General features: G+C 69.2%; 8 protein-coding genes. All 8 read left to right on the plus strand.

The genetic code is table 11. The features are described from left to right. Nucleotides 1-3 precede the first annotated feature (3 nt). The 8 genes from LAJ19_RS17735 to LAJ19_RS17770 all read left to right on the plus strand — a co-directional run bounded on the left by LAJ19_RS17735 (nt 4) and on the right by LAJ19_RS17770 (nt 7,582). On the plus strand, nt 4-225 hold the full coding sequence (locus tag LAJ19_RS17735; RefSeq protein ID WP_225523814.1) for a hypothetical protein: 222 nt from the start codon (nt 4-6) through the stop codon (nt 223-225). Between the two features lie 959 nt (nt 226-1,184). After that, on the plus strand, nt 1,185-1,955 hold the full coding sequence (locus LAJ19_RS17740) for an AIM24 family protein (protein ID WP_225523815.1): 771 nt from the start codon (nt 1,185-1,187) through the stop codon (nt 1,953-1,955). Then, nucleotides 1,952-2,665 carry a hypothetical protein gene (locus LAJ19_RS17745; protein ID WP_225523816.1) on the plus strand — a complete coding sequence of 238 codons (714 nt, stop codon included), beginning with the start codon at nt 1,952-1,954 and terminating at the stop codon, nt 2,663-2,665. The genes LAJ19_RS17740 and LAJ19_RS17745 overlap by 4 nt, the downstream gene beginning before the upstream one ends. Before the next feature lie 16 nt (nt 2,666-2,681). Further along, nucleotides 2,682-3,728, plus strand: a complete 1,047-nt coding sequence (locus LAJ19_RS17750) for an ATP-grasp domain-containing protein (RefSeq protein ID WP_225523817.1) — start codon at nt 2,682-2,684, stop codon at nt 3,726-3,728. A 2-nt stretch (nt 3,729-3,730) separates the two neighbouring features. Next, the gene (locus LAJ19_RS17755) at nt 3,731-4,840 is read left to right on the plus strand and encodes a phosphoribosyltransferase domain-containing protein (protein ID WP_225523818.1); all 1,110 of its coding nucleotides are present in this window, start codon (nt 3,731-3,733) and stop codon (nt 4,838-4,840) included. Then, the gene (locus LAJ19_RS17760) at nt 4,837-5,586 is read left to right on the plus strand and encodes an HAD-IIB family hydrolase (RefSeq protein WP_225523819.1); all 750 of its coding nucleotides are present in this window, start codon (nt 4,837-4,839) and stop codon (nt 5,584-5,586) included. Before LAJ19_RS17755 ends, LAJ19_RS17760 begins: the two co-directional genes overlap by 4 nt. 8 nt (nt 5,587-5,594) lie before the next feature. Further along, complete coding sequence (locus LAJ19_RS17765) at nt 5,595-6,641, plus strand: cysteine protease StiP domain-containing protein (RefSeq protein WP_225523820.1); 1,047 nt, start codon at nt 5,595-5,597, stop codon at nt 6,639-6,641. After that, the gene (locus tag LAJ19_RS17770) at nt 6,638-7,582 is read left to right on the plus strand and encodes an HpcH/HpaI aldolase/citrate lyase family protein (protein WP_225523821.1); all 945 of its coding nucleotides are present in this window, start codon (nt 6,638-6,640) and stop codon (nt 7,580-7,582) included. Before LAJ19_RS17765 ends, LAJ19_RS17770 begins: the two co-directional genes overlap by 4 nt. Nucleotides 7,583-8,068 lie beyond the last annotated feature (486 nt).

Here is an 8,068-nt window from a genome sequence, read left to right on the forward strand (position 1 = left end):
GCCATGTTGAACGTGACTTTGCATCTGACCGGCGGCGAAACCATTGCCTTGTCCATGACGGCCGCGCAGCGCGACCGCGTGAGCCGCACCATGAACCTGCGGGAGTTGCCGGTCGAGCCGTTCATCGCCCGGCTCCTTGAGATTCCGTGGCGGTCGATCAGTTACCTGTCGAGCGTACCGGTTCCGCAGGGGCAGGCCCAGGTGCGCAGCGAAGCGGCCGACTGAGTCTCCCTCGCCGACTGAAGGTGAGTGCAGCGCTTCCATGTTTGTCGGAAGCGCTGCTGACAGTGAAGGGCATGTCGGCGGAGGTCAGGTCCTGCCCAGGACGCCCACCTCGTGAGAAAGAAGCGCAGGAGCGGCGGCCGCACGGGACCGGGCGGGTGCGTTCGCCGCTGGCATTCACCGGACGGGCAGGGAGAGGCCAATAGAACCTCCTGTCCCCTTGCGGCGGTGCTGCTCACCGCCTGCCTGCGTGGGGCGCAGCACAGGACCACCTCTGTCCAGCCGGCATCTGGACACCCTCAGGACCGGAACACCTGCCGCGCGGAGTGAAGGGGGGTCCATCCTGCCCGACTCCCGGGCTTGCCTGCGGCAGGTGGCAGGCGACGTTTGCTGACGCCCATGAGCAAGGCCGCCGTGGTGGGAAAGGCGCCGGCAGCGAGGCTCGGGGGCAGGCGCCCAGGTGGGCCGGGGATGAGAGGCAGGGGCACGGCCCATTCCGTGTCAAGGCCGGACCGGCCTCCGGGTTTCGCGGCGAGTTTCAGGTCAGGCAAGGCGCTGACGGAGGGGAGCGGCCCCGGGCTGAGCGGGCCGGACGGCACGGACGTGTTGTCCTTCGCCGCGGCCTGCTGGCATGGCGTTTGAGGCGTGCAGCATGATCCCTGAGGTGCGCGCAGGAGAACCTCAGCGGTCAGGCGCTCTTCCTCGTGGCCGGGCGCGCTGGATTCCCGAACGCGTGACCCTCAACTCCTGAAATGCTCAAGCACTTTTCCTGGGGGGGGCGCCTCCCGTGAGCTGATCCAGACCAGAGGGGCAGTGACCGTTCCTGGTGCCCGGACCACGACGCACAACGTGGTTTGCACCGTTGATCCGACCCGGCCGCCGTGCGGGCGGGTCCGGCAGGATGCCGGCGGCAGGGTCTCACATCGGCCCAAAAGCGCAGGTGCGGCCGCTATGCTCAGCAGGTGAGCTACCGCGTGAAGTTGAGTGAGGAGTCCTCTGGGGGCCTGAAGGCTGAACTCTATGCCATCTGTAAAGTGACGTCGCAGCTGGTGCAGGGCAGCGCCTCGGCGGAGCCCAGTTTCCGTGAAATCTACAGTGACACCGGCACCCGGCAGGTGCGCTTCGAGCTTCAGAACGACAGCGTTATCCTCGAGCCGGGCATTCTGTCGTACGCGCATGGGGCGCTGACGTTCGAGGTGGTGCAGCAGCAGCAGGGCAACTTTCTTCAGCGGGCTGCGCGGGGCGCGGGCAGCGGGGAATCGGCGTTCGGGACGCGCATCAGCGGCACGGGCGAGGTCTGGACCGAACCCACCCGGAAGCACTTTATTTTCGGCACGATGGAAGGTCACGACAGCATGCTGATTGACGACAAGGCGTACTACGCGGCGCAGGGGACGCGGAAGCTCAGCACGCACCAGCACAGCAAAGTGCAGGGGGCCGTGAGCGGCAACGGTTTGATGCAGCCGCGGTTGGACGGCACCGGACTCTTTGTGATCGAGTGCCCGGTCAGCGTGCATGAGGTCGAGGTGCTGGACGTGCCGGCCGGTCATACGGTGACGGTCGACGGCGACATGATGCTGATGTACACCGCCACCATGAATCCGCGCCTGGGGCCGCTCGTGCGGGGTCTTCGCAACGCGGCGCGCAGCGGTGAGGGGCTGGTGTACACCCTTCAGGGGCCTGGTCAGGTGTTCCTGACGCCCACCTACGTGCCGGGCAACAGCCTCGCGTGACGCCGCAGGCCAGGGGCATCAAGCTGATTGGCCTCTACCGGCGCGGCGTCGGCGGAGAGCGTGAGAATGCGGGCCGGCTGCTGCTCACTCACCTCAAGCAGCATGACCTCACGCTGTACGACCTGGATCAGAGTCTGCCGGTGACCCAGGACATCCGTGCCCTGGACCAGTACCGGGACGGCGCCGCCCTGCTGGCCCGCCTCGGGGACGATCCCCAGGGGGAGGTGCTGCTGCAACTCGTCGACGCCGAAGACCTGACCAGCGCCGAGGTGCGCCGGGTGCTCGACCGGGTCGATCTGGACCGGCTGGCCCAGAGCCGCCTGGAGGGCTCGGCCCACGTCGCCGGGCTGCCGGTGGGTGACCTTCAGCAGGCCGCCGCGCGGGTCACGCCTGACCAGCTGATGGCGGGGAGCGGCTCGCTGGCCCAACGCTTCTTGCAGGCCATCCGGCAGCAACACTGGAATCTTCAGCATCCCGAGCGCCTGATCCGGGCGTCCGATCCGCTGGCGCAGCACCTCATTCTCGGCCTGGTGCGGGGCCTGACCGGGCAGACCGGTCAGGCAGACGCGGCGGGCGTCCGGGCGCACCTGGACCCGGACCAGCTCACCCGCCTGCGCACCCTCATGGCGCACCACCTGCCGCACCTGACCAGCCGGGCGCTGGCAGAGGCGGAGGCCCTCGCCTTCTCGTCTGTCCGGACGCTGCCCTAGGTCCTGTGGAGTCCTCATGAACGTCTGGTTCAACAAAAGCTTCAGTGTCGCCGCGTCCCTGATCCGGGCGCTGGACGGCACCCGTTACGTGGTTCATGCCAGCCACACCGACCCCACCCACCCGGCGTTGCATGCGGCGCGGCACGCGTTTCTGGAGCCGCGTGGGCTGATTGGTGAGCGGTATGTCCGCTGGATGCTCAGCGAGGCGCGGGCGCGGGACATTCAACTGATCGTGGCCTCGAAGGAACGTGAACGGCTGGCCGATCACGTTCAGGCGTTCCGGGCGGCCGGCGTCACGCTCATCACGCCCACCACCCGGGCCCTTCAGGATCACCTAGAGCGCAAGGACGAATTCCTGCGCGGTTGGGACGCCGGCATCCTGCCCATTCCCGCCTGGCGGTCCTTTCATGACCTGGCCAGCTTCGACCAGGCGGCGTCGGAGCTGCGCGCGCCGGACGTGCGGCTGTGCATGAAGCCCGCCCGCGGCATCTACGCCAGCGGGTTCCGGGTCCTGACCGAGCAGCCGGACCGCGACCGGTTTTTCGGCGGGGAGCTGTACCAGATGACCTACGCGGCCGCCCGGGAACTGCTGACGGGCGAGCCGGTGGCCCCGATGCTGCTGATGCACACCCTGGAAGGCGCCGAGCGCAGCATCGACTGTGTCGCCTGGCAGGGTGAGCTGCTCGCCGCTGTGGTGCGCCGCAAGTCCGGCACCTCCCAGCTGCTTGAGGACCGACCGGACCTGCTGGACGCCGCGCAGAAGATCGCCCGGCGCTATGAGCTCAGCGGTCTGTTCAACTTCCAGACCAAGGACCAGCACGGGGCGGCGCACATGCTGGAAATCAACGCCCGGCCGTCGGGCGGGGTGTACCTCGCCATGGCCGGCGGCGTCAACCTGCCCCGGCTGATGCTGGACGCCGCGACCGGCGAGCGCCGCCGTGAACGCAGCGCGGTCAACCTTACGGTCACGGAACACAAAGTGGCGCGGATCGTCCAGGCGGCCGCGGCGCCGGCTGCAGATCCGGCGGTGCTGGAGTCCAGCGGCCAGCTGGTCGGCGCTTGAGCGTGACCGCGCCCGGGACCACCCGGGTGTCACTCCCGAGCGGCGAGCTGCGCCTTGAGGTGGCGCAGGCGCACCTGCACCTGGACGCCCTGCTCGACTACGCCGTGCGTGAAAATCCCCGCCGGGGTTTTCTGTTTGTCAGTCGGGTGCTCGGCAAGCACATTCCGGTTGCTCCGTCGCGGGCCGCTCAGGTCTGGCAGGCGCTGGCCGACCGGCTGCCGCCGCTCACCCACCCGCATTTCATTGGTCTGGCCGAAACGGCCACGGCGCTGGGTGAAGGCGTCTTCCGGGCCTGGCAGGCGCGGCACCCGGCCAGTCCCGGGACCTTTCAGCACACCACCCGGTACCAGCTGGAGGGGCAGCTGCTGCTGCGCTTTGATGAACCGCACTCCCACGCCCCGTCGCACCTGCTGTACGATCCGGGGCCGCCGGCCAGGCGCGCCCGGGAACTGGTTCTGATTGATGATGAACTCTCGACCGGGACGACCCTGCAGAACCTCGCGGCCGCCTGGACGGCACGGCACCCTCAGGTCGAGCGGGTCGTGCTGGTCAGTCTGACCGACTGGTGCCCCCGCCGCGAGGCGCTGGCCGCCGCCCTGCCCACGCCGGTCGAGTTCGTCTCCCTGACCCGCGGCACCTACCAGTTCAGTCCCCGCCCTGGCTGGTCGCCCCCCGCGCTGCCGCCCGTCACCGGAAACGGCGCGGACAAGACCCGCCTGCTTGCCCCGGTGAGCGCCCGCCTCGGGCACCAGGTCGACCCGGACCTGCCGGCCGTGACCGCGGCGCTGGACCTTCAGCCTGGCGCGCGGGTTCTCGTGCTGGGCACCGGCGAGTACCAGTTTCCACCGGCGCAGCTCGCGCAGGCGCTGGAAAGCGCGGGGCACGCGGTGCACTGGAGCGCCACCACCCGCTCCCCGATTCTTCCGGGGCTGGCCATTACCGCCAGGGTCGCCTTCAGCGACAACGTCGGGGACGGAATTGCGAACTACCTCTACAACGTTCACCCGCAGCAGTACGACCGGATCCTGGTTGCCTACGAAGGGCAGTGTGCGCCGGATCCGGCGTTGCTGGCCGGCCTGGGGTCCCACGCCAGCGCGGTGCGGCTCACATGAGCATTCTGGTGTTTGCCGACCTCGACGACACCCTCTTCCAGACCCGGCGCAAGCTGCGCGGGAACGAGGGCCCGCTGACGCCGGCCACCGTGGACGTCAACGGGGAGCCGCACTCGTTCTGCACGCCGCCGCAGCAGGCCCTGCTGCGCCACTTCCAGACCAGCGGCGTGACGGTGATTCCGGTGACCGGGCGCGACCCGGCCGCCATGGACCGGGTGACCCTGCCGTTCACGTCCTGGCGCATCCTCGATCACGGGGCCACCGTCGTGCGTCCGGACGGGCAGGTGGACCAGGCGTGGGCGCAGCACGTACGTTCAGCGCTGCGGGAGGTGGCCGGGGCGCTGGATCACTGCACCGCCCGGGTTCAGCCTCTGGCCGGGGCGCTGGGCTGCCGGGTGCGGGCGCACCACGCGCACGACGCGCACTTCATGACGGTCGTGAAGCATCCTCAGGCGTCAGCCGACGCTCTTGAACAGGTGCAGTCGTTCTGGCAGCGGGAAACGCAGGGCTCGGCCCTGCACGTGATCGCCAACGCCAACAACGTCAGCGTTCTGCCCCGCACGCCGGGCAAAGCGCAGGCCGTGCAGTATCTGCTTGACCATGTCTTTCCCGACGCGCCGCTCACGTTCGGACTGGGTGACAGCGTCAGTGACCTCGGGTTCATGAACGTCTGTCACTTTGCCGTGACGCCGCCGCAGGGCCAGTTGATGCGGGCGGCCGTGGCCACGGGCCTGCCCCAGAGGTGAATCCCTACATGACGCCAATGCCCAGAGTTCCCCTGCAGTCCACCTTCGCACCTGGAGACGTCGAGGTGCTTCTTCAGCCGGGTGAGGTGCAGCTCGTGAGTGTCGCCGAGAAGGAGGCGCTCCTGCGCACCGGACGCAGTTACGGCACGCTCCTGACCCCGGAAGAGGCGCCCGGGGCCATTCAGCTGCACGCCTACCGGGCCGCGCTGGACCGCGGCGCTCCACACCTGGGCCCGCTGCTTGCCGGCCTCTCACGCACGCTGCTGTCGGCCAACGCCCCGGCCGTCTACGTGTCCCTGGCCCGCGCCGGAACGCCGGTGGGATGCGTCCTCAGGCGCCTCGCGGGCCTGGCCGGGCGCGACGTGCCGCATTACACCGTGAGCATTATTCGCGGTGAAGGCCTTGACCCGGTGGCGCTGCAGCTTATCCGCCGGCGTCATCCGGACGCGACCCTGGTGTTCATCGACGGCTGGAGCGGCAAAGGGTCCATCGCCAGCACCCTTCGGGCGTCCGTGCCGGCGGACCTGCGGTGGCGCCTGGCGGTCCTCAGCGATCCGGCGGGCGTGGCGGACCATCCGGCCACCTACGAGGACCTGCTGCTGCCTCACGCCGCCTTGAACGCCACCGTCAGCGGTCTGCTCAGCCGCAGCTTCACCGTGGCCCGGGGTGAACTGCACGGCGCCCGCCTGGAAACGGCCCTGGCGGATTTCGACGTGAGCCGGGCGTATGTGGACGAACTGACTGAACTGGCCCGGTACGCCCAGCCGGCGCTCCCACCGCTCCCGGGCCGCCGGCCGGTGGATCCTGTGACGCCTGTCTTCCAGCTCGCCGGGCAGCTGGGGGTCCTCAACCCGCATCACGTCAAGCCCAGCGTGGGTGAAGCGACCCGGGTGTTTCTGAGGCGCCGGCCCGGTCATCTGCTGCTGCGCCGCCCCGATCATCCGGATACCCTGCACCTGCAGGCGCTGGCCGCCCACCAGGGCGTGCCGGTGGTGGTGTGTCCTGATCTGCCGTACCTCGCTGCCGCCCTCATCCACGCTGGAGACGCCGAATGAGCCCGACGCTGTTGTCTGACGCTGCCCTGGCGGGCGCCGGCGCCGGCACCCCCCTGGGCGCCAGCCTGTACGCCCCGGCCACCCGGCCTGACCTGGTGGCGCTGGGCACCACGCGCCATCCCGGGCTGGGCAGCATCATCTACTGCACCGAGGACGCCGTTCGCGAAGAGGACGTCGGTGTGGCGCTCGCCACGCTTGAATCGGCGCTGCCCCAGCTTGTTCAGCAGCCTGGCCCCCGGCGCTTCATCCGCGCCCGCAACCCGGCGGTGCTGCGCGCCCTGCTGGCGTTTGATCTGCGCGGTATTGACGGCTTCGTGCTGCCCAAAATTCATGACCGCAACCTCGGGGCGTACATGACGCTGCTCGCCGACCGGCCGGCGCTGCTGGTGATGCCCACCCTCGAGACCCGCGAGGCGCTGAGTGAGCACCGCATGCTGCTGCTGCGCGACCTGATTTTTCAGGAGGACTGGCAGGGGCGGGTGCTGTGCTTCCGCATTGGAGGCAACGACCTAATGAGTGCCCTGGGCGTACGCCGCGCCGCTGGCCGGACCCTGTACGAAGGACCACTGGAACGGGTGATCAGCATGCTGATCGGGGTGTTCAAACCGCACGGTTTTCTCCTGTCGAGCCCGGTGTACGAAGTCTTTGACGACCTGGCGACACTGGCGCGCGAAGTGCGGCAGGACCTGGAATATGGGCTGAGCGGCAAGACCATTATTCACCCCGTGCAGCTGGCCACGGTCCTCGAAGGCTACCGGGTGACCGAAAATGACCTCGCCGAGGCGCACGCCATCCTGGCGCCGGACGCACCGGCGGTGTTCAAGATGAATGGCCGGATGTGTGAACCAGCCACGCACGCCCGGTGGGCCCACGATATTGTGCGCCGCGCCGAGCAGTACGGGACGCTCCCGGCCCAGTCGAGTGAGGCGCTGCATTTCTAGGCCGGCGCCAGCGCCGGGTCCCAGGCCCCCACGCACGCTGTGGGCGCCCCCTCTCACCCCGCGCCGCTATGCTGGGAACGTTTCACAGGTCCGTCTGGTTCCGCTGGTCTGCGTCGCAGACGGTCAGCCGGTCCCGCTGAAACTCCGGAGGTCAACATCGGTTTCCTCTACGCAGGCACAACGATGGCGGGTCAGGTGGTGTGGCGCCGTGCCAGCACGTCCAGCAGGGCGTCCGGCACTCTGGCCCGCCCGGCCGGTGGCCGGCACCGCGCCCAGACGCCGCACCCGCGACCGGATTCACCAGGCTGCGGCACGAGGTCGCCTGAACTTTGGCACAATCGAGCCCGTGCAGGCCACCGGCCTGGTGGCCTGCACGCAGGGTCCGCCGCGTGGCCGTATCTCTGGCGGAGGTCAAGGCCAGGGGCGACTGAGCTTCAGCTGCGGGCAGGTCCACCCGCCGCAGCCTGATCCGGTTGAATTCGGTTC

Origin of the sequence: Deinococcus taeanensis, from assembly GCF_020229735.1 — a bacterium.
Lineage (GTDB): Bacteria > Deinococcota > Deinococci > Deinococcales > Deinococcaceae > Deinococcus > Deinococcus taeanensis.

Bases quoted from the DNA above. Each gene is read 5' to 3' on its own strand.
- LAJ19_RS17770 (WP_225523821.1), top strand. From the start codon at position 6,638: ATGAGCCCGACGCTGTTGTCTGACGCTGCCCTGGCGGGCGCCGGCGCC.
- LAJ19_RS17750 (WP_225523817.1), top strand. From the start codon at position 2,682: ATGAACGTCTGGTTCAACAAAAGCTTCAGTGTCGCCGCGTCCCTGATC.
- LAJ19_RS17760 (WP_225523819.1), top strand. From the start codon at position 4,837: ATGAGCATTCTGGTGTTTGCCGACCTCGACGACACCCTCTTCCAGACC.
- LAJ19_RS17765 (WP_225523820.1), top strand. From the start codon at position 5,595: ATGACGCCAATGCCCAGAGTTCCCCTGCAGTCCACCTTCGCACCTGGA.
- LAJ19_RS17735 (WP_225523814.1), top strand. From the start codon at position 4: ATGTTGAACGTGACTTTGCATCTGACCGGCGGCGAAACCATTGCCTTG.